General features: G+C 44.5%; 18 protein-coding genes. 7 read left to right on the plus strand and 11 right to left on the minus strand.

Annotated elements, in window-relative coordinates; genetic code table 11:
* Nucleotides 1–9: 9 nt before the first annotated feature.
* The 9 genes from rlmD to djlA all read right to left on the minus strand — a co-directional run bounded on the left by rlmD (nt 10) and on the right by djlA (nt 8,434).
* Nucleotides 10–1,431: a 23S rRNA (uracil(1939)-C(5))-methyltransferase RlmD gene (gene rlmD, locus J8L84_RS05825; RefSeq protein WP_211069858.1), complete on the minus strand. Its 1,422-nt coding sequence runs from the start codon at nt 1,429–1,431 to the stop codon at nt 10–12.
* A 17-nt stretch (nt 1,432–1,448) separates the two neighbouring features.
* On the minus strand, nt 1,449–1,826 hold the full coding sequence (gene acpS, locus J8L84_RS05830; protein ID WP_057793791.1) for a holo-ACP synthase: 378 nt from the start codon (nt 1,824–1,826) through the stop codon (nt 1,449–1,451).
* Nucleotides 1,827–1,879: 53 nt separating this feature from the next.
* Entirely contained in the window at nt 1,880–2,617 is a 738-nt protein-coding gene (pdxJ, locus tag J8L84_RS05835) for a pyridoxine 5'-phosphate synthase (RefSeq protein ID WP_211069859.1), read from the minus strand.
* Between the two features lie 154 nt (nt 2,618–2,771).
* Nucleotides 2,772–3,485 carry a DNA repair protein RecO gene (recO, locus tag J8L84_RS05840; RefSeq protein ID WP_211069860.1) on the minus strand — a complete coding sequence of 238 codons (714 nt, stop codon included), beginning with the start codon at nt 3,483–3,485 and terminating at the stop codon, nt 2,772–2,774.
* A gap of 45 nt (nt 3,486–3,530) precedes the next feature.
* Nucleotides 3,531–3,806 (minus strand): hypothetical protein, encoded by a 276-nt coding sequence (locus J8L84_RS05845; RefSeq protein ID WP_211069861.1) that lies wholly within the window; start codon nt 3,804–3,806, stop codon nt 3,531–3,533.
* 87 nt (nt 3,807–3,893) lie between these two features.
* On the minus strand, nt 3,894–5,615 hold the full coding sequence (gene recJ, locus J8L84_RS05850; protein WP_211070036.1) for a single-stranded-DNA-specific exonuclease RecJ: 1,722 nt from the start codon (nt 5,613–5,615) through the stop codon (nt 3,894–3,896).
* 138 nt (nt 5,616–5,753) lie between these two features.
* Nucleotides 5,754–6,476, minus strand: a complete 723-nt coding sequence (dsbC, locus tag J8L84_RS05855; protein WP_211069862.1) for a bifunctional protein-disulfide isomerase/oxidoreductase DsbC — start codon at nt 6,474–6,476, stop codon at nt 5,754–5,756.
* Nucleotides 6,477–6,659: 183 nt separating this feature from the next.
* Nucleotides 6,660–7,577: a site-specific tyrosine recombinase XerD gene (gene xerD / locus J8L84_RS05860; protein WP_211069863.1), complete on the minus strand. Its 918-nt coding sequence runs from the start codon at nt 7,575–7,577 to the stop codon at nt 6,660–6,662.
* Nucleotides 7,577–8,434, minus strand: a complete 858-nt coding sequence (gene djlA, locus J8L84_RS05865; RefSeq protein WP_211069864.1) for a co-chaperone DjlA — start codon at nt 8,432–8,434, stop codon at nt 7,577–7,579. Before djlA ends, xerD begins: the two co-directional genes overlap by 1 nt.
* A gap of 441 nt (nt 8,435–8,875) precedes the next feature.
* Between djlA and lptD the strand changes: the two genes are divergently transcribed.
* The 7 genes from lptD (at nt 8,876) to J8L84_RS05900 (ending at nt 17,735) form a co-directional block, all read left to right on the plus strand.
* Nucleotides 8,876–11,110 carry an LPS assembly protein LptD gene (gene lptD, locus J8L84_RS05870; RefSeq protein ID WP_211069865.1) on the plus strand — a complete coding sequence of 745 codons (2,235 nt, stop codon included), beginning with the start codon at nt 8,876–8,878 and terminating at the stop codon, nt 11,108–11,110.
* A 54-nt stretch (nt 11,111–11,164) separates the two neighbouring features.
* Nucleotides 11,165–12,451, plus strand: a complete 1,287-nt coding sequence (gene surA, locus J8L84_RS05875) for a peptidylprolyl isomerase SurA (protein WP_348771812.1) — start codon at nt 11,165–11,167, stop codon at nt 12,449–12,451.
* Between the two features lie 14 nt (nt 12,452–12,465).
* Nucleotides 12,466–13,449, plus strand: coding sequence for a 4-hydroxythreonine-4-phosphate dehydrogenase PdxA (gene pdxA / locus J8L84_RS05880; protein ID WP_211069867.1), 984 nt, complete (start codon nt 12,466–12,468; stop codon nt 13,447–13,449).
* Nucleotides 13,446–14,273, plus strand: a complete 828-nt coding sequence (gene rsmA, locus J8L84_RS05885; RefSeq protein ID WP_057793809.1) for a 16S rRNA (adenine(1518)-N(6)/adenine(1519)-N(6))-dimethyltransferase RsmA — start codon at nt 13,446–13,448, stop codon at nt 14,271–14,273. The genes pdxA and rsmA overlap by 4 nt, the downstream gene beginning before the upstream one ends.
* 9 nt (nt 14,274–14,282) lie before the next feature.
* Entirely contained in the window at nt 14,283–14,657 is a 375-nt protein-coding gene (gene apaG / locus J8L84_RS05890; protein WP_013785396.1) for a Co2+/Mg2+ efflux protein ApaG, read from the plus strand.
* 11 nt (nt 14,658–14,668) lie between these two features.
* The gene (locus tag J8L84_RS05895) at nt 14,669–15,484 is read left to right on the plus strand and encodes a symmetrical bis(5'-nucleosyl)-tetraphosphatase (RefSeq protein ID WP_211069868.1); all 816 of its coding nucleotides are present in this window, start codon (nt 14,669–14,671) and stop codon (nt 15,482–15,484) included.
* 226 nt (nt 15,485–15,710) lie between these two features.
* A complete protein-coding gene (locus J8L84_RS05900) occupies nt 15,711–17,735 on the plus strand; it encodes a methyl-accepting chemotaxis protein (RefSeq protein WP_211069869.1) in 2,025 nt (674 codons plus the stop codon).
* A gap of 163 nt (nt 17,736–17,898) precedes the next feature.
* Here the strand turns inward: J8L84_RS05900 and lysC are convergent, their stop codons facing one another.
* Both lysC and J8L84_RS05910 read right to left on the minus strand, forming a co-directional pair.
* Nucleotides 17,899–19,248, minus strand: a complete 1,350-nt coding sequence (gene lysC, locus J8L84_RS05905; RefSeq protein ID WP_211069870.1) for a lysine-sensitive aspartokinase 3 — start codon at nt 19,246–19,248, stop codon at nt 17,899–17,901.
* A 72-nt stretch (nt 19,249–19,320) separates the two neighbouring features.
* Nucleotides 19,321–19,770, minus strand: a complete 450-nt coding sequence (locus J8L84_RS05910) for a DUF192 domain-containing protein (protein WP_211069871.1) — start codon at nt 19,768–19,770, stop codon at nt 19,321–19,323.
* Nucleotides 19,771–19,817 lie beyond the last annotated feature (47 nt).

The raw sequence follows: 19,817 nt of genomic DNA on the forward strand, positions 1-19,817 counted from the left end.
CGCTGCTCGCTATTGCTGTTGGCGTGTAAATAGCGCCATCGTTTCCATGTGATGGGTAAAGGGAAACATTTCAATCACACCCGCTTTTTGCATTTGATAACCTCCATCTATCAGAATACGCGCATCCCGCGAAAAAGTGTTCGGGTTGCAAGAAACATACACTATCGTATTTGGCATAGCGCGGACTAGTGCATGACAAACCGTCAAAGCCCCCTCACGAGACGGGTCGAGCAAGACTTTGTCGAACCCACCAGCTAGCGCTTTATCCACTGATTTTTCGTCAGCTAAGTCAAGCTGCATCCAGTCAACATTGGAAATGCCCTGTTCGAGAGCGTTACTTTTGGCGCGCTGCACCATTTCAGCAACCCCTTCCACTGCCCTTACCGTAGCGCCGCTGTTAGCAATGGGCAAGGTGAAATTACCTAAACCACTGAACCAATCAGCAATGCGTTCTCCGGCTTTTGGTGCTAACCATGACAGGGCTTGTGCCACCATTTTAGTATTTACTTCTGCGTTCACCTGAACAAAGTCATTCGGTCCAGGCTGCAAATAAAAGCCATCTACTGTGTTACACGTGATAGGTGCTATTTCATGCAATGAGGTAAAATCGCCATTACCGTCTTCGATTGTCATATTCACGTTTTGTTCCGCAGCAAACTGGGATAGCGACGCAATAAAGTCGTTGGCTAGAGAGCGGGTATGCTTCACAGTAACTTGCACCGCATTTTCCCCCGCCAATAGGCTGATATGCCCAACAAGACGAGCGCTTGCATAGCCTGTAATGGCAGATTTAAGTGGCGCGATAAGCTGACTTAGTGCCTCAACTAAAACCGGGCAACCGTCGATATCAACAATGTTTTTGCCGGCACTTTCTCGAAAGCCAAGTTTTATTTTATCTGGATTTCTTGCATCAATTGCTAGGCGGGCTTTACGGCGATAGCGTGGCCTGTCGCCGCTGATGGGCGCTTGCCATGCCCCCTCGTTGAAACCGAGTTTACGCTGGAACATACTTTTAAGCGCATCGTCTCGTAGCGCGAGAGCTTCTTGAGGCTCTACGTGCTGAAGCTGACAACCCCCGCACTGATTTGCCACCCCGCAAAACGGTTTTTGACGGTGCGCTGACGGTGTATTCACTTTAGTGACTTTTGCGTTAACAATCTGCTTGTTGCTTGAAAGCGCTTTTATTTGTACGGTTTCACCAGGTAAAGCACCATCAACAAAGTATAAGGTTTCACCTCGGGCAACACCCTGCCCCTGCCAATCCATACCATCAATGGTTACCGCTTCATTGGCTGCATTGATGTCATCAACCGAGGGCCAAGATTGTTTGGTTTTTACAATGTGCTGCTTTTCGCCCGAGCCTGCGCCGCGCACTCTCCCTTTCACATTGCTTTTGTTTTTGCCTTTGCTCGGTTTATAAAATATGGCCACGTGGTGCTCCCGTTACATTAATTTTCAAGAATAACGGTAGCAACCGCATAGTGTATTTCATCAGATATACTTATTACGCTAGAGGTAATAGCGCGCTGTTTACACAGCGTGGCAAATTCACCGGAAAAGTGAAGTTCTGGTGCGCCAAGGTCATTGTTACGCACTTCAATATGTTGCCAACTTATTCCATTACCAATACCAGTGCCCAAGGCTTTAACAGCAGCCTCTTTAGCGGCGAAACGCTTGGCTAAGTAGCGCACGGGATCATTGCTAGCAACATAAAGGGTAAGTTCGTAAGGCGTGAGCACACGTTTAGCGAGGCGCTCAGTGGTAGCGTCGCTTTTATTCAACCGTGCAATTTCAATAATGTCTGTGCCTAATCCAGCTATGGCCACAAGGTATTCTCTTAGTTGTTGCTAGCGTTAACGTGCTTTTTTGAAGTTCGAGTTTACACGCCGCTTCGTGCTTCTAGCATAAGTTTGCGCATATCAACTACCGCAGTCGCTAAGCCATCAAACGCGGCTCGTGCGATAATCGCATGACCAATATTCAGCTCGATAAGTTGAGGGATAGCCGCAATTGGTTTCACGTTATGATAATGCAACCCATGACCAGCATTCACTTTAAGCCCTAGTTTATCGGCATATTCAATGCCTTCTACTAATCGGGCTAACTCTTTTTCAAGCTCTGTTTCACTGGTTGCTTCAGCATACTGGCCTGTATGAATTTCTATATAAGGTGCACCGCATTCAACCGCTGCATCTATTTGTTTTTTATCTGCATCGATAAACAGCGACACCAAAATGTTTGCAGCCGCTAAACGGTCACAAGCGTGTTTCATCACGGCTAAATTACCCGCAACATCAAGACCGCCTTCAGTGGTTAGCTCTTCACGCTTTTCAGGCACTAAACAACAAAATACCGGTTTCACTTCTTCGGCAATAGTGAGCATTTCATCGGTAACCGCCATCTCTAAGTTTAGGCGGGTATTGATAGTTTGCGCCAAAATACGTACATCTCGGTCTTTTATATGGCGACGATCTTCACGTAAGTGAACGGTAATGCCGTCTGCTCCCGCGCGTTCTGCAACATCAGCAGCATGCACCGGATCTGGGTAGTTGGTGCCACGGGCATTTCGAAGTGTGGCAATATGATCGATGTTAACGCCAAGAAGAAGTGTACTCATTAACAGATACCTATAGTAGAACAAGCATTTGGCAATCAGCGAGCATAGAAGTTTCGCGTATTGCCTGTCTAAAATTGAATAAGCGCCATTGTAACAAACTTTCGAACTATCACGTGGCAAAAAGCGTGATTAAATATGCGTAACACTTATCGCACTAGTGCTTTCGCACCACAAATAATTCTCTACTTTTTAGCGGTTTATCACCAATTAGCGGCTTGAGTAAATCACGACACAAAACTTTGGCCACCCGTTTGCTCATGGGCGTAAATTCACCTTGAGCTAAGGCAAGTAAGGCACTGCCCGGCAAGCCCTTACGAGTGTAGCCATTTGGCACATCATCTGGCAGCGCACAAAAGCCAAACTCAGGCTGAAGCACATAGTGTTTTTCTGCTTCAATGGGCATCTCATACTCTACATCTTCAGTGAAATCAGGCAGTAATCCCATTTCATCTAGAAGCGACAATTCAAACTTTCGCAGGGTAATTTCAATGTCATCATCGTTAAATAGCGCCGTAAGCGCCTGCTCGTAAGCCTCAAACACCGCTTCACTGGCAAGGCCAGCAGGCATTATTCTATTGGTGAGTTCATTGAGGTACATGGCACAAAATAGCGGCGTACCCGCTAAATTAATGGATGGCGCAGTGCTTTCTACGTGCCGCAAATTTTTTAAATCAGATTTACCGGCAAGTTGAAGTTTGAGAGCTTGAAAAGGTTGAAGCAGACTTTTTTTATCAGATTTACTGTTACGTACGCCCTTTGCCACCGCACTCATTTTGCCTTGTTCTAAGGTAAAGAAATCGACAATATAACTGGTCTCCCGATAGGCTCGGCGGTGCAACACAAAAGCAGTCAACCAGTCGTTATTCATTCATTTTCCTGTGTGTTATTTACCAGCGCTAGCAGATAAGTGGGCTTAGCTTCGTTTAATGCGTACCACTTTCATGGTTTCAAATTCAATGCCCGCCACCTCCTCTACCTGTCGGTAGTAAGTGATATTAACCCGCGCGCCCTTTAAGCTTTGGTACTGCTTTTTTCGTCGATAGATAAACGGGACATCAATGCCTTCTAACATTACCGTGTGCCGTATCCAGTCATTTTCTTCACGCTGAACATGAGACACCACCTTCATATTATCAGACTGATTTAACTGGCCATGCTTGCTGATTAATTTGTCAGTCTCTGATTTCATATTAGTCACCTTGCACCACGTTGTGTTCTGATGAGTGAGCGCTATGATCTGCGCGCTTTGCCTTTATGCGCTTTCTAGCTGTCTAATTTATGCGCTTTCTAGCTGTTCAATAATAAGCTGTACAGACTCTTGGCCGCGAAATACATTTACATCTAATCGGTAGGCAATGCGTACCTGTTTTACCATGGCATTCGGCCACGCTTTAATATCAATGTTGAAGGCGATGGCATCTACTTCGCCCACTGAAGGTTCTCGCAATACCAGCTTTAAGTGTTTTTCACCCACCAGTCGTTGTTGCACCACTTGAAACTCACCATCAAAGAGTGGCGATTCAAAGCCCTGACCAAAGGGCCCTGCTTGCCTAAGCAAATGGGCAAAAGACAAAGACAACTCTTGTCCCGTTAAGCTGCCGTCAGACAGTAGTACTTGGTTACCGTCTAGTTTATCTACATGCTGCTTAGCAATGTCGATGAAGGCCTTTTCGAATGCTGCTAAGTTAGCAACCGGTAAACTCAAACCGGCTGCCATTGCATGGCCACCAAATTTATCAATAACGCCGGGAAAGCGGGTATTCACTTCATCGAGTACATCACGAATATGCACCCCTGGGATAGAGCGAGCCGATCCTTTTATGGTCGTATCGTCTTGATGAGCAAAAGCGATAACCGGTTTCAAATACTTTTCTTTTAGGCGCCCCGCCACAATACCAATTACACCTTGGTGAAAATCCGCTTGATATACTACCAATGCGGCAGGAATATCGCCTTCAGTGAGAGACATTTTTTCTAGCACTTGTTCGGCTTGCGCCTTCATTCCAGTTTCTATTTCTCGGCGTTCGCGGTTTAGTGCATCTAGCTCCGAGGCTATCATGCGAGCTTGCATAGTATCGTCTTCTAACAGACAAGCTATGCCTTGAGACATGTCGTCTAATCTGCCGGCTGCATTTAAGCGAGGGCCAATAACAAAACCTAAATCGGTAGAGGTAAGGTGAGTGCAGTCTCGATTAGCCACTTCAACCAAGGCTTTAATACCCGGTCTGCATTTACCTGCTCGAATTCGCTGTAGGCCTTGATGTACCAAAATTCGGTTGTTTTTATCTAATACCACCACATCGGCCACCGTGCCTACGGCGACAATGTCTAGTAACGATGCCAAATTAGGCGCTGGAATATGCTTTTCAGTAAACCAGTTTCGTTGTTGTAGTTCGGTTTTAAGCGCTAACATGATGTAAAACGCCACGCCTACCCCAGCTAAGTTTTTAGAGGGGAACGTACAGCCTGGTTGATTAGGGTTAACAATAGCATCGGCAGGAGGAAGCTCATCACCCGGTAAGTGGTGATCGGTAACAATAACTTCTATGCCCAATGCTTTTGCATGCATCACACCTTCAATACAAGCAATGCCGTTATCTACCGTAATAATAACGTCCGCGCCTTGTTGCTTGGCAATATCCACAATAGGTACGCTAAGGCCATAACCAAAATCAAAACGATTTGGCACCAAATAATCAACCTTATTAAACCCCATCATGTGCAATGCATGAATACACACTGCAATACTAGTCGCGCCATCAGCATCGAAGTCACCTACAATAATAAGCGTCTTATCCTGCTCAATGGTGTCAGCCAGAATGCTCGCCGCTGCGGCCATACCCTTAAGCTCATTAAAGTGGGTAAGGCCCTTCAGACCATTTTCTAATTCGCTAACATCTTGTACGTTTCTGCCGCGATAAATCCGGTCTATTACAGGGTGTAAAGCAGAAGCAAGAGGGGCGTCACCAGTTTCACGGCGCACTACAGGCAATATCATCGACATTCATCACTACGGTTAATTAGAGGGTAATGATACCCAAGGGAATCAGGTAGGTAAAACGAGAACATAAAAAAACGCACCTAGCATAAGCATTACCTTTTGCTATGGTGCGTTTTTAAAAAATTAAGATTGACGCTATTCGGCTTGCTCAATAGCCTGTGCAATCATACCAGCAGGTTGGTAACCAGGAATAAGCGAGCCATCTGGCAATACGATGTTAGGGGTACCATTGACACCCAACTTTTGCCCTAACAAATATTGCTCTGCAACTTTATTGGCACATTTAGCGGTTGCAACATCGTTGCCCGCTTTTGCGTCAGTTAATGCTTTTTGTGGGTTCGCTGCACACCATACCGACACCATGTCTCGGTAATTTTGGCTGTCTAAACCTGCACGAGGAAAGGCCAAGTAGTTTACGGTAATACCCATGTCGTTTAAGTCGCCCACTTCTTTATGAAGCTTTCGGCAGTAACCACAAGTGGTATCGGTGAAAACACTGATCACATGCTTTTCGTTTTTAGCTTTAAACGTAATGGCTGATGGCGCCATTTCTTTCACGCCTTCAATACGAAGGCCTGAATAGGCAACTTCGGTTTCATTACGCATGCCTTCATCAATATTAAGAATACGCGCTTGCACTAAATATTTAGCATCATCACTGACATAAAAGAAACCGCGGTTGGTAGATACTTGTACCAAGCCCGGAATAGGAGAATCGGCAAGAGAGTCAACGTCTAAGCCAAGCATATTAGTCAGCTTATCTTTAATTGCCGCATCATCAGCTGCGCTTGCAACACTCGCAAAAAGGCTTGTGGTGAACACCATTGCAACTAATAGGCTAAATTTTACTACTTTCACTATATTTACTCCGACAGCAACCATGCTTTCAAAATATTAAAATGGGATATAACTAAGACCGCTTAACGTTGAAAAAAATTTCATTTACTCGTTTCACTAAAGCAATACTTAGTGAGTATTTAAAGCAATGCTAACACACCCCTCGCTGGGGAACACTGAAGTTTGCCTTACCAATTAGTGGAGTTATCCCCGAGGGTGATGACTGTGAATAAGTGTTTGTAATCGCTCGGTCGCCACATGGGTATAGATTTGGGTCGTCGACAAATCGCTGTGGCCCAACAACATCTGCACAACCCGTAAGTCGGCGCCATGATTGAGTAAATGGGTGGCAAAGGCATGACGTAAAGTATGCGGAGACAAGTGCTGGTCAATATTGGCTTTCACTGCATAATATTTTATACGATGCCAAAAGGTTTGCCGCGTCATTTTTTGACCACGTTTGCTCAAATACACATAGTCTGATTGCTTAGTCGCAAGGACTGGCCGGGCCGTTTTTATGTAGGTTAACAGCCATTCTATGGCGTCTTCACCCAATGGCACTAATCTGTCTTTGTTACCCTTACCAGTCACACGAACCACGCCTTGCTGCAAGCTTACCTCGCTCATTTGCAAACCGATAAGCTCACTTACCCGCAGTCCTGTAGCATATAGCACTTCAAGCATGCTTTTGTCTCGGCATTCTATCGGGTCTTCAACTAAGGGGGCGGCGAGTAAGTCTTCTACCTGACGCTCACTTAATGAGGCAGGTAAAGATTTAGGTAATTTAGGGTTTGATAAGGAAGATATTGGATTGTCTACCCGTATTTGTTTACCGATTAAATACGTATAAAAAGCCCGTAACGCACTCATTGCACGTTGTGTGCTTCGTGCTGAAAGCCCCGTGTCATGGCGGTAGGCAAGATAGTCTTGCATCATTTCGGTGGTAAGAACCGCAATGTCTTTGATGCCTTGGTTATTGCAAAAAATGGCAAGTTTAGTCAAATCTGTGCGATAGCTTTGCTGAGTGTGATCAGATAACCCTTTCTCAAGCCACAGCATTTCTATAAAGCCATCGATATGCGCCTGACTTGCGGCAGGCACATAAGTAAGCTCACGCTTCATTAAAAGCCACGCTTTTGTTTTATCAACTCGTAAGCAGACTGAATATCTTGGGTCTTTTTCTTGGCCATTTCCATCGCTTGTTCAGGCAAGCCTTTAGATACAAGCTTATCGGGATGATGCTCTGCCATACGCTTTCGGTAGGCTCGTTTAATGGTTTTTTCATCATCAGACGCAGTAACACCCAAAATACGGTAAGCATCATCAAGAGATTGTTTTTCGGTATACGCGCTTTGCTGGGAAGAACGCTGCTGGCCATGGGCGCCTTGGCCACTTTGTCCTCCTCGCTGTCTAAAGCGTATTTCAGCCTCAAACATAGAAATAAGATAATCGAGGTCTCGGCGTCTAAAGCCCAGTGGCTTCGCTACTTTTTCTAATACCACATACTCTTCTTGGGTTAACTTGCCATCGGCAAACGCCGCTTGAATCAATATTTCTAAGAAAACTTGTAGAATATCTCGGCGACCATGGCTGGCTTCATACAGGCCTTTCAAAATATCTGTAATAGGGAAGTCTCTGGCTTTACCTTCACGAAACGCTTCTTGTGCTTCTTTTCGTGCATCACCGGTTAACTTCATGTCATCCATGAGTGCGGTGGCAATTTGAATTTCACGGCTAGTGACTTTGCCATCAGATTTCGCTAAATGACCCAGCGCTGAGAACAAGCTATGAAAAAACACGGCTTGTTGCTTCATACTGTTTTGATCGGTAAAGAAACGGCCGAACCCACCAAGTTGATTAAAGTCTTGGCTGTAAGCCTTATCAAAGAAATGCCCTACAATTAGCCCTAAAACAGCACCGGGGATTTTTAAAAACATAAACCCAAAAAGTACACCAAGGATTTTTCCCCACACAGCCATGTCAGCATTCTCCTGTAATCATTAGCGCATTGTTGATGATGATTTTGCACCCAACCAACGCCTGAAATCGTTGTTTAAGCACCATGATCTGCAAGCCTTATAAGGCTATAAAAATAAAGTAATCATTAGAAGTAGGTATAGCTTGACGCTTTTCAAGCTAAAAACTTGTCTATTCACTTCATTAATTGAGTAGTTTTTTATGCAATAAGTCAGTAAATATGCGGTAAATCACTATTTAGATAAAGAGAAATACGATTTTTTTAATCCAATGGTTGGTAAATACAGCAGAAGTGCTTAGAATTGACGGCTAATTACATTGCGTTAACTGCCAACGCTACTTAGGTTGGCGTATTATTAACTCTATGCAGAACTATATGTGCGCCTTAAGGTCACACCATATAGTGTCAGCACCGAATAACAAAACAGGCCATTCACCACCGCATGAAAAAGACCTGCGCCATGCTTGTTTCCGCGACCTTGTCTACTCACGTCGCGTTTGCACAGGAAGCTAATCCAGAATCAGTCTCACCGCTAGCCTTTTGCTCGGTGGAGCCCATTGTCTTTAAAAGCTCAGCACTTATGCCGAAGGGGCATGTGAAGGTTGAAGCCAACCGAACTGAAATCATCGAAAATAAAGTAGCACTGTTTTCAGGTAATGTGGATATTACGTCTGATAGCGCCATCATTAGTGCGTCTCAAGCACAAGTGAATGGCAATGGTGAAGACGTACTGGCTAAAGGCGATGTGCATTTTCGCGATGCTCAATTAAGCGTAGAAAGTGATGCGGTGTCACTTCGTTCGAAAGAAGAACGCTTAGAAATGCAAAACACCCGTTATCAATTAACGGGGTTTGTTGGTCAAGGCGCTGCCGAAGACATATTGGTTGATACCAATGAGGGTATTGTTTTAAAGGAAGTGAGTTTTACTACCTGCCCTGAAGGCCATGAAGATTGGATGATTCGGGCCAGTGAGATTAGTATTGAAAAAGGCACTGCATGGGGTAAAGCGAAACATACCCGCTTTTATGTTGCTGATGTTCCTGTTTTCTATCTCCCCTATTTCGCATTTCCAGTAAGTAATGAACGTCAAACCGGCTTATTGTTTCCTGAAATAACAAGCTCTAGTAATACCGGCATCGATTACACCCAGCCGTTCTATTGGAATATTGCCCCTAACTTTGACATGACTATATCGCCTCGGGTGATGACCCAGCGTGGTGTTCAACTAAATACCGAATTTCGTTACCTAACCGAAAAAAGTGAAGGTACCGCGTACGTAGAGTACTTGCCGAGTGACAGTGATATTGAAGGGTCACCTGACCGTTACTTCTACCGTTTACAGCATCAAGGTCAACTTAACGATAACTGGGTATTGGGCATCGATTTCAATGGTTTGAGTGATGACAACTATATTGTCGATTTAGGCTCTGATTATTATAACAGCGCAGACACGCACCTTTACCGTACCGTAAGCTTGGGTTATTACACCCGAGATCTCACGGTAAATATGCAAGTAAAAGACTTTGAAATATTGGGTGATACCGCCGACAGCTATCGCGCGCTGCCAGAAGTTAAAATTGATTATCGTACGCCTTTTGGCCGCTATTTCGAATTCAGTGTGAACTCTGAACTGGCGTATTTCGATAACACGTCTGAAACCGCGCCAACAGCAACTCGCTTTCACGTAGCCCCTACTCTTGCTATGCCGATTCGTGCTGCATGGGGTGAATTTGTTGCCGAAACTACCGTATTGCAAACGGTTTATAAACAAGAAAATATTCAAGATACAGACTTAGAAGAAAACGTAGAGCGTACTTTAGGTCAAGCTCGCTTGTTCGGCGCGCTGTATTTCGAAAAAGACTCTTCATGGTTTGGTAACGATACCGCCATGACGTTAGAGCCTAAAATTCAGTACCTGTATACCTCGTATGAAGACCAAACAGCAATTGGACTTTACGATTCAACGCCCTTGCTAACCGATGTTGAAGGGCTATTCAGAGGCCAAGAATTTACCGGGTTGGATAGAATATCAGACAACAACCAAGTTACCCTGGGTATAACCAGTCGAATATTGGATAAAAACAATAGGGAACAATTTGTACTTAGCTTGGGTCAGATATTCTACCTTGAAGATAACAAGGTCATTGCCGCGACTAAAAATCAAGACCGCTCGGCGCTTGCAGCTGAAATGGACTGGCGGTTTAACAAAAACTGGTACGCCCATTCTGATATTCAAGTGACCACCGACACCGATAAAGTTGACTTAAGCAGTGTTGGTTTAGAATATCGACAAGATGCAAAGCGATTTATTCAGTTAAGTCATCGATACGTTCGTGATTTAAGTGGTGAAACCATTGACCAAGTGGGAATATCGGCGAGTTGGCCTATTGCGGAAAACTGGCAATGGGTGGGACGAACTTACCGTGATATTGAGCGCGACCGCAGTATTGAGACTTATGCAGGTATTCAGTATGAATCCTGTTGTTGGGCAATACGATTAGTGGCAGAAAGAAGTTTAAGCAACCGTTACGATTCATCGGGGGAGCAATCTACCGACGATTTCGATACGGGTGTGTCATTACAATTTATATTCAAAGGTATCGGTACGTCTGGTACACAAAGAAGCATGTTACAAGATGGCATGTTTGGCTATCGTCAGCCATATAGTTTAAATTAATCCGTTGTAGCGTAGGGAGTAGCCCTACGTTAAGCATTAACCAATAATAAAAGAGTGAGTATGAAGTTCATAATCCGGGCCTTGTTAGTCAGTGCAGTGTTGTCGTTTAGCAGCTACGCGCAAGAAGTAATGCTTGACCGCGTAGCGGTTATTGTCGATCAGGGTGTTGTACTTCAAAGTGAAGTAGATGCACTCATGAATGACGTTAAACGTAATGCAGAGGCAAATGGGCAAGACCTTCCTTCTGACCGCGCTCTGCGTACTCAAGCCATCGAGCGTTTGATCACTAAGAGCCTTCAGTTGCAGATGGCACAAAGAATGGGTATTCAAATAAGTGACCCACAGCTTGAGCAAACCATTGCAAATATTGCTGCAAACCAAAATACCACGGTAGATGAATTACGCAGACAATTGCGTTTAGAAGGCATTGCTTATGAAGACTACCGTGAAGATATTCGTGAAGAAATCGTAATGGGTGAAGTACGTCGCGCGAATGTTCGTCGCCGTGTTTACATTACCGATCAAGAAAGAGAAACCCTTATTGAACTCATGGAACAACAGGGTGCTGAACAAGAAGAATACCGTCTAGGCCACATTCTTGTTGGCTTCCCATCGGATCCTTCTGACGAGCAAATCAATGCAGCAAGAGAGCGAGCAGACAAAGTCCTTTCTCTATTAAATTCTGGGTCAGATTTTGCTAAGATAGCAATTGCATCATCATCAGGTAACGAAGCCTTAGAAGGTGGTGATATGGGTTGGTTGAATATTAACGCTATGCCTACCCTGTTTGCTGAAGCGATTCAGGGTAAAGCAAAAGACGAGCTAGTCGGCCCTATTAGAAGTGGTGCTGGTTTTCATATCTTGAAAGTTTTAGATACTCGAGGCATTGAAAAAGTAACCATTGAAGAGGTTAACTCTCGTCATATCCTCGTTAAGCCTTCAATTATACTCAGTGAAGATAAAGCAAAAGCGATGCTTGTTAAATTCAGAACTCAGCTTGAAGCGGGTGAAGCTGAATTTGAAGACCTCGCTAAAGAACATTCGGAAGATCCAGGTTCAGCCCTAAAAGGTGGTGAGCTTGGTTGGTCAGATCCAAACAACTACGTACCAGCTTTTAAAGACGCCCTTGCGCAATTATCGGCTGGTGAATACAGCGACCCAGTACGTTCAGTACACGGTTGGCACTTAATCCAATTAATCGATAGACGTGTAGACGACGCAACAGAGCGCCGCAAAGAAGACAAAGCGTATCAGCTTATTTTCAACAGAAAGTTCGCAGAAGAAACGGAAAACTGGTTACGTGAAATGCGCGACGCTGCCTACATTGAAGTTATCGAGTAATATATAGAGCATAAATGACACCGATAAAAATTGCAGTAACACCAGGTGAGCCTGCCGGTATTGGGCCAGACTTAATTATTAAGTTGGCTCAAGAATCTTGGCAAGCTCAGTTAGTGGTATTCGCCGATGGCGAGATACTAGAGACCAGAGCGAAAGCGCTTGGTTTACCGCTTACTTTACTTCCTTATGATGCATCAAACCCGCAGGTTCAGCCTGCGGGTTCACTGTTTATTAAGCAAATTGATAAAGCCGCCGATGTGGTAGCCGGAACGCTAGATAGCGAGAACGGGTTATACGTAGTAGAAACCCTTCGACAAGCTTGCCAAGCAAACATGGAAGGTGACTTTCATGCGGTAGTCACAGGACCTGTGCATAAAGGTATTATCAATAAAGCGGGCGTATCTTTTAGTGGCCACACTGAATTTTTCGCTTATCAATCCAATACCATTGATGTTGTCATGTTGTTGGCAACTGAAGGCTTAAATGTTGCGCTAGCGACTACCCATATTCCTTTAGAATATGTGTCTCGTGCCATCACGAAAGAACGTCTTCACAAGGTGCTCCATATTATCAATACCGACTTCAAACTGAAATTTGGTGTTCGTAATCCACATATCTACGTGTGTGGGCTCAATCCCCATGCGGGTGAAGATGGGCATATTGGTACAGAAGAAATTCAAACTATTACTCCGGCATTAAATGAGTTGCGTGAAGAAGGGCTAAATATTACCGGGCCACTTCCTGCGGACACTATATTTCAGCCTAAATATCTGGAAGATGCAGACGTTGTTCTTGCGATGTACCACGACCAAGGCCTTCCCGTGCTAAAATATAAAGGGTTTGGCGCTTCGGTTAACATCACCCTTGGCCTTCCATTTATAAGAACATCCGTCGATCACGGTACTGCACTTGATTTAGCAGGCCATGGTAATGCCGATCCTGGCAGTTTCAGAAAAGCATTGGAAAAAGCCATTGAGCTTGCACATCATCAACAATGAGTAAAACACATTTAGGCCACACGGCCAGAAAACGCTTCGGACAAAACTTCCTACATGACGACTATGTGATTGGTCAGATTGTGTCGGCGATTAATCCGCAACACGAGCAAAACTTGGTTGAAATAGGCCCAGGATTAGGCGCACTAACCGATCCGGTTTGCGATGAAGTTGAAGCACTTACCGTTATCGAGCTTGACCGCGATTTGGCCAAGCGTTTACGCGAGCATCCGTTTAACGGCGATAAGCTAACAGTTATTGAGCAAGACGCAATGACAATGGATTTCACTGAGCTGGCTAAAACCATGCCTGTGAAAGATAAAGGCTTGCGCGTTTTTGGTAACTTACCGTACAACATCTCAACGCCGTTGATGTTTCATTTGTTCTCTCACGCCGCCTGCGTAGATGACATGCACTTTATGCTACAAAAAGAAGTGGTGAATCGCTTAGCTGCTGGTCATGGCTCTAAAAGTTATGGTCGATTATCGGTAATGGCGCAATACTATTGTAAAGTCATGCCGGTACTCAATGTACCACCAGGTGCCTTTAAGCCGCCCCCGAAGGTTGATTCTGCGGTAGTACGTCTTATTCCACATAAAACACCGCCGGTGGATGTGGTTTCAGTAGCTACCCTTGAGCGAGTATGCGCGCAGGCGTTCAATCAACGTCGCAAGACAATACGAAACTCGTTAAAAGAAAGTCTTACTGAAGCACAAATCAGCGAGCTGGGTATAAACCCAACCGTAAGGGCTGAAGTGCTATCCTTGCAGGATTTCGCCACCATAGCGAATGCAGTATCAGCGTTAGAAGAAGCACAAGAAAATTAAAGTTAGCTTATGAATGAGTCTGAAATTAAGGTGCGGGTGAAAACCCGTCACCTGCCCGAGCATCTACCTTCTGATTCGCCACAATTCGCGTTCGCTTATCACGTGACCATTGTTAATGACAGCCAAGAAACGGTACAACTGATTAATCGTTACTGGCAAATTACCGATGCTAACGGTAAAACCTCAGAGGTAAGTGGATCAGGTGTTGTAGGTAAACAGCCCATATTAAAACCGGGCGAAGATTTTGACTATACCAGTGGTGCAGTACTTGATACCCCGGTAGGAAATATGCAAGGCTATTACGAAATGGAGCGTGAAAATGGAGAACGTTTTCGTGTTCCTATTGAAGTATTCCGTTTAGCGGTTCCCAACATTCTTCACTAAGTTTGAGACTTATGACCTATCGCAACACCTTTGTAGTGGGTGATATTCAAGGCTGTTATGGCGGGCTACAGCAACTGCTAGAAAAAGCCAAATTCTCTGCGGATAAAGACAAACTCATCGCCGTTGGCGACTTAGTTGCCAGAGGCGAAGACTCGTTAGGTACCTTACGGTATCTAAAAAGCTTAGGTAGCAGTTTTGAGACAGTGCTAGGAAACCATGACCTTCACTTGTTGGCTGTGGCGAACAAGATTCGTAAACCTAAGAAAGCTGACAACCTTCAGCCCTTACTTGATGCTCCCGATTTAAAAGCATTGCTAGATTGGCTTCGCCAGTTTCCCCTCGCTAAAAAAATCAATGCCAATCAAACTATTGTACATGCCGGTCTTTACCCGCATTGGAGTACAGACACACTCGTCAGCTTAAGTGATGAAATCAGTCAACAATTACAATCGAAGCACTATACTGATTTTTTGAAAAACATGTACGGCAACACGCCAGTCAAGTGGTCTGATAAACTTGAAGGTGTACCGCGAACTCGCTTTATTGTAAACGCATGTACTAGAATGCGCTTTTTAAACGCAGATACTAGCTTAGAGTTTGAGACAAAAACCCACCCTTCTCAGGCTTCAAAATCTGTTGTGCCTTGGTTCAAAGTAGGCAACGCCCATCTTAAGGCGCAAGAACAGGTACTTTTCGGTCATTGGGCTGCACTTAATAGTGAGACGCAAGATAATCGTTTTGTCGCACTAGATACGGGCTATGTTTGGGGTCAAGAAATGACCATGCTGGATGTCAATACAGGTAAGCTCATCAGAGTACATGCATAAATTACTTAATTGATACAGCAAACTACTAAATCACAAATTCTTGTGCTTTACTTGTTAACTTAATAGCTTACCTGCCGATACTCTGGTTATATACGTTAGTCTATAATCCCATTACAGTTCATGTTATGTATTTTAATACCTTTCTCTGGGTCATTGAGGTGTATTTTGGACGTAGTGCGGGGTAGTATCGACACGCAAAAGAATAAAAAATAGTCTAGGAGTTTCAATGAAGATTACAGTAGCCACTCGCGTAATCGGCGGTTTTGTAGCAATTACTTGTCTACTGATTGTCATTAGCGTTGTTTCGTTGTTTAACCTCAATTCCATCGGTTCAGCTACCGAAGAGGTAAATGACATAGCGCTTCCTACAGTAGCGGGTAGTAACGCCTTAAAAGCGAACTTCCTGAACATGGGTAGATTGACATTCGAAGCCTATATTGAAGAAAATTTATCGGGCCTTCAGGAAAAGCGCACTGCTTTCAATCAAAGCCGAGATATGTTCGAAACTGAATATAAGAAGCTTGCCACTGCGGTTGCCAATGAACCTGAACTGCAAAGTAAGTTAAACAGCGTTCGAGCTTCCTATGATAACTACATTAAAAATGTTGAAGCGGTTTACCTGAACCACCAAAAGTTCATGGATATTCGAAACACTATTGACGACCGTTTAGGTGATGCTGAAGACAATGCTGACGATGCGTCTACTTACCTACTAGACTTTTCAGACCTTGACGCAGTGCAAAGCGACCCAAATCTTAGACGCGCAGCAGATATTGGTAGCCAACTAGAAACCTCATTACTTTCTTTACTTACCGTTTCTTATGAATACGTAAAAACAGAAACTATCGTACGCTCTCAAACGCTAGGTAACGAAGTTGACTTAGTGGTAGATAAGGTTGCTACTTTACTTAGCGATATGGGCCAAGCCGCTGGGCAGCGCGACCAATCTGGTACGCTTAGCGATATTAATGAATTGGTAAACGATGCTCTAAATGCGATTACCGCCAGTGATGGCGTCATGGCGCTGCATGTAGAAAGACTAGAACGCAGAAATGACTCTGAAAACGCGCTTAATGCGTCAGATAAAAACATTGCGAATGGTATTGTGGAACTTGAGCAGCTTCTTTCTCTTGCTGATGCTAAAGCGAAAGACGTAGAAAACCAAGTGAACAGCGCTATCACCACAGGTAACATTATTATCAGTGCGGTGGTTATTCTGTCTATTGCGATAGCCATCATTATTGGTTACATAACAGTTCGTGCCATTACTCGCCCGCTGTACCGCGTGAACGAGTTGCTTACCGTGGCGTCGTCTGGAGACTTAACCCATCGCCTTGACGATTCTGCTGAAGATGAATTTGGCCTATTAGCTAAAAACTGTAATAACCTGATTGGTAACCTTAAAGAGCTGATTTCAGGAATTAATACCCGTGCCGAGCAACTTGCCGCAGCATCAGAACAAACCTCTGCCGTTACTGCGCAAACCACCCATTCGATTCAAGATCAGAAGTCGCAAATTGGCCAGGTGGCAACAGCGACTACAGAAATGCACTCTACCTCGCAATTGGTAGTGCAAAACGCTGAAGATACGCTGAGCCAAATTCGCCATGCGGATGCAGAGGCTGAAAATGTACGTCAACTCTCGCTTGAGAATAAACGTATTATCGAAATTCTAGCCAAAGACGTACAAGACGCTGCAGATGTTATTAACAAACTTCATCAAGACAGCGCCAGCATCGGTGGCATTCTTGATGTTATCCGCGGCGTGGCCGACCAAACTAACCTACTTGCCTTGAATGCGGCCATTGAAGCGGCTCGTGCGGGTGAGCAAGGTAGAGGCTTTGCGGTAGTTGCTGATGAGGTTCGTACTCTTGCCAGCCGCACGCAACAGTCTACGCAGGAAATCAACGCGATGATTGAGGTACTTCAAGCGGGTGCTGAACGCGCGGTATCGGTAATGAATCAAGGTAAAGAGCAAACCGTAGCCTGTGTAGAGCAAACGGAAAAAGCGACGCAAGCCCTTGATATTATCTCTGAAGCTGTACACAAAGCTCACGACGTAAGTTCTCAAATTGAACAATCGGCACGTGAACAAAATACTGTGTCACAAGAAATTAGCGAGAAGCTTGAAACTATCGTTAATATTGCTGAAGAAACCACATCAGGTGCTCAGCAAACTTCTGACTCTAGCCACGAAGTGGCAAGACTTGCTGAAGAACTACAGCAATCTATCCGTCAGTTTAAGGTCTAGTACCACTTAAGGTCTAGCACCACTTAAGGTATAGCACCACACTGAGTATTTGGTTTGCTTGAATTGAGTTAAACTAGATTGGATTGACTTAAATAGTCAGCTTTAAATAAAAAAGGGAAGGTTAACACCTTCCCTTTTCTGTCTGTGAGAAAAACATAACGCGCTATTCGAAGAGCGCTTTATGCAAGTCCTTCACTATTTTATCGCTGTCAGTTTCATTCACTAGGAATGACAGGTTGTGCGGGTTCGCACCGAAACAAATCATGCGTAAGTTAAAGTCAGACACCGCAGCGAAAATCTTGCTAGATACACCAATTGCCGTTTGCATGTGGTTACCTACCACAGTGACTAAGTCGTAACCATTCTCCACTTTCACATCACAAATAGTCTCAAGCTCTGCAATGGTTTCTTTGTTCAAGCGCTGTGCCACAGAATTAGCAGGGTTATCTAAGGTAAACGACACCGAGATTTCTGATGTCGTTACCAAATCCACACTTAGCTTGTGCTTCGCGATAATGGCAAAAACCTGCTGTAGGAAGCCCTGTGCGTACATCATCTTAGGTGTTTTTACTGTCACCATAACTTGGTCTTTACGGCGAGTAATGGCCCGATAAGGAGGCTCTTCCACGCAGTCTCGAACAATCCAAGTACCGCCCTTTTCTGGCTCTTTACTTGAGCCTACAAACACTTTGATGTTTTTACGAAGAGCAGGTTCCATGGTTGCAGGATGAAGCACTTTAGCACCAAAGGTCGCCATTTCAGCCGCTTCTTCAAAGCTAAGTTCTGGTAACGGACGAGCAGCTGCAGTAATACGTGGATCGGTAGTATAAACCCCAATCACATCGGTCCATATTTCACAGGCATCGGCGTCTAAAGCTTCAGCAATAAGCGCAGCTGTAAAATCAGAACCACCGCGACCTAATGTGGTAGTGCGACCTTCATCATCAGCTCCTACAAACCCCTGCGTTACCACAATGGCATTTTCAATTTCAGGGGCTAGCAACTGCTTCGCCAAAGCTTCAATAGTGTCAATTTGTGGTACGGCTTCACCAAACTCACTGTCGGTGCGCAAAACTTTCCGTACATCGAAGTTCATGGTAGCCACTTCTTGTTCAGCCAACACTGCACTAAACATCAATGACGACATGCGCTCCCCCATAGAAAGCAACTGGTCTTTCAAATCGTTTCTATGCAGAATCTCTTCGTGGAATGCTAGCGATTTCACTTCATCTAGCAAATCGTTTAGTTTACTTTCAACCGAGCTTTTATCAGCAAGCTTGTTGAGAATGGCAAGTTCAATATCAACAATAGACTGGCAAGTAGATTCTATTTGCTCTTGGGTAAGTGGGCTGTGCGCCAAATTCACAAGGTGGTTTGTCACCCCTGCTGATGCACTGACTACCACAATACGGGTCGCACTGTTTGAGGCAACAATTCGCGCACAGTTTTGCATCACTTCATAGTTCGCAACACTGGTTCCGCCGAACTTGGCGATGGTTAAAGCATTTGCCACGATTTTACTCCGAATTTCTTTTACCGAGCATGTTGCTCGATACTGACCGGCGAATAGATTATTCGCACCGGTTTAACGATTAATTTCTATCTGGTCACCCACACTTATATTGTGTGAAGCGAACCACCCTTGGTTCATTTCTAGCGCGTAGAGTACCTCTTTAGTGGCCTGCACCGACGTTAGGTCGTGAGGCTCTAGAGGTTTTATATCTGTAATTACGCCATTTCTGTCGATATAGGCGACATCTAAAGCAACATTCGTATTCTTCATCCACATACTGGCGTATCTTGACGATGCAAACTTAAAGAACATTCCACAATCATCACACAGTGACTCTCTGAACATTAACCCTTGGGCACGTTGTTCAAAAGAATGCGCGTATTCCATTTGATAAAGTTTGCCGTCAATCGTTAAGGTGATTTGATCAAACTCTACGCTAGGTTCCATTTGTGCGCTGGCATTCAAAGCGCCATATCCTAGAAGCACAAAAAGCGCGATTGCAATGAAAGTAGTTTTAGCCATTAGACATTCCTTTAACCCATAAAAAAAGCCGGACACTTACTGTGCCC

It is taken from the genome of Alteromonas sp. MMG017, assembly GCF_018100795.1.
Lineage (GTDB): Bacteria > Pseudomonadota > Gammaproteobacteria > Enterobacterales > Alteromonadaceae > Alteromonas.

What these genes read in the sequence shown, in the direction of transcription:
- pdxJ (WP_211069859.1), bottom strand. Translation starts at nt 2,617, where the DNA reads ATGAGTACACTTCTTCTTGGCGTTAACATCGATCATATTGCCACACTT.
- recO (WP_211069860.1), bottom strand. Translation starts at nt 3,485, where the DNA reads ATGAATAACGACTGGTTGACTGCTTTTGTGTTGCACCGCCGAGCCTAT.
- J8L84_RS05845 (WP_211069861.1), bottom strand. Translation starts at nt 3,806, where the DNA reads ATGAAATCAGAGACTGACAAATTAATCAGCAAGCATGGCCAGTTAAAT.
- recJ (WP_211070036.1), bottom strand. Translation starts at nt 5,615, where the DNA reads ATGATATTGCCTGTAGTGCGCCGTGAAACTGGTGACGCCCCTCTTGCT.
- xerD (WP_211069863.1), bottom strand. Translation starts at nt 7,577, where the DNA reads ATGAAGCGTGAGCTTACTTATGTGCCTGCCGCAAGTCAGGCGCATATC.
- djlA (WP_211069864.1), bottom strand. Translation starts at nt 8,434, where the DNA reads ATGGCTGTGTGGGGAAAAATCCTTGGTGTACTTTTTGGGTTTATGTTT.
- lptD (WP_211069865.1), top strand. Translation starts at nt 8,876, where the DNA reads ATGAAAAAGACCTGCGCCATGCTTGTTTCCGCGACCTTGTCTACTCAC.
- pdxA (WP_211069867.1), top strand. Translation starts at nt 12,466, where the DNA reads ATGACACCGATAAAAATTGCAGTAACACCAGGTGAGCCTGCCGGTATT.
- rsmA (WP_057793809.1), top strand. Translation starts at nt 13,446, where the DNA reads ATGAGTAAAACACATTTAGGCCACACGGCCAGAAAACGCTTCGGACAA.
- apaG (WP_013785396.1), top strand. Translation starts at nt 14,283, where the DNA reads ATGAATGAGTCTGAAATTAAGGTGCGGGTGAAAACCCGTCACCTGCCC.
- J8L84_RS05895 (WP_211069868.1), top strand. Translation starts at nt 14,669, where the DNA reads ATGACCTATCGCAACACCTTTGTAGTGGGTGATATTCAAGGCTGTTAT.
- J8L84_RS05900 (WP_211069869.1), top strand. Translation starts at nt 15,711, where the DNA reads ATGAAGATTACAGTAGCCACTCGCGTAATCGGCGGTTTTGTAGCAATT.
- J8L84_RS05910 (WP_211069871.1), bottom strand. Translation starts at nt 19,770, where the DNA reads ATGGCTAAAACTACTTTCATTGCAATCGCGCTTTTTGTGCTTCTAGGA.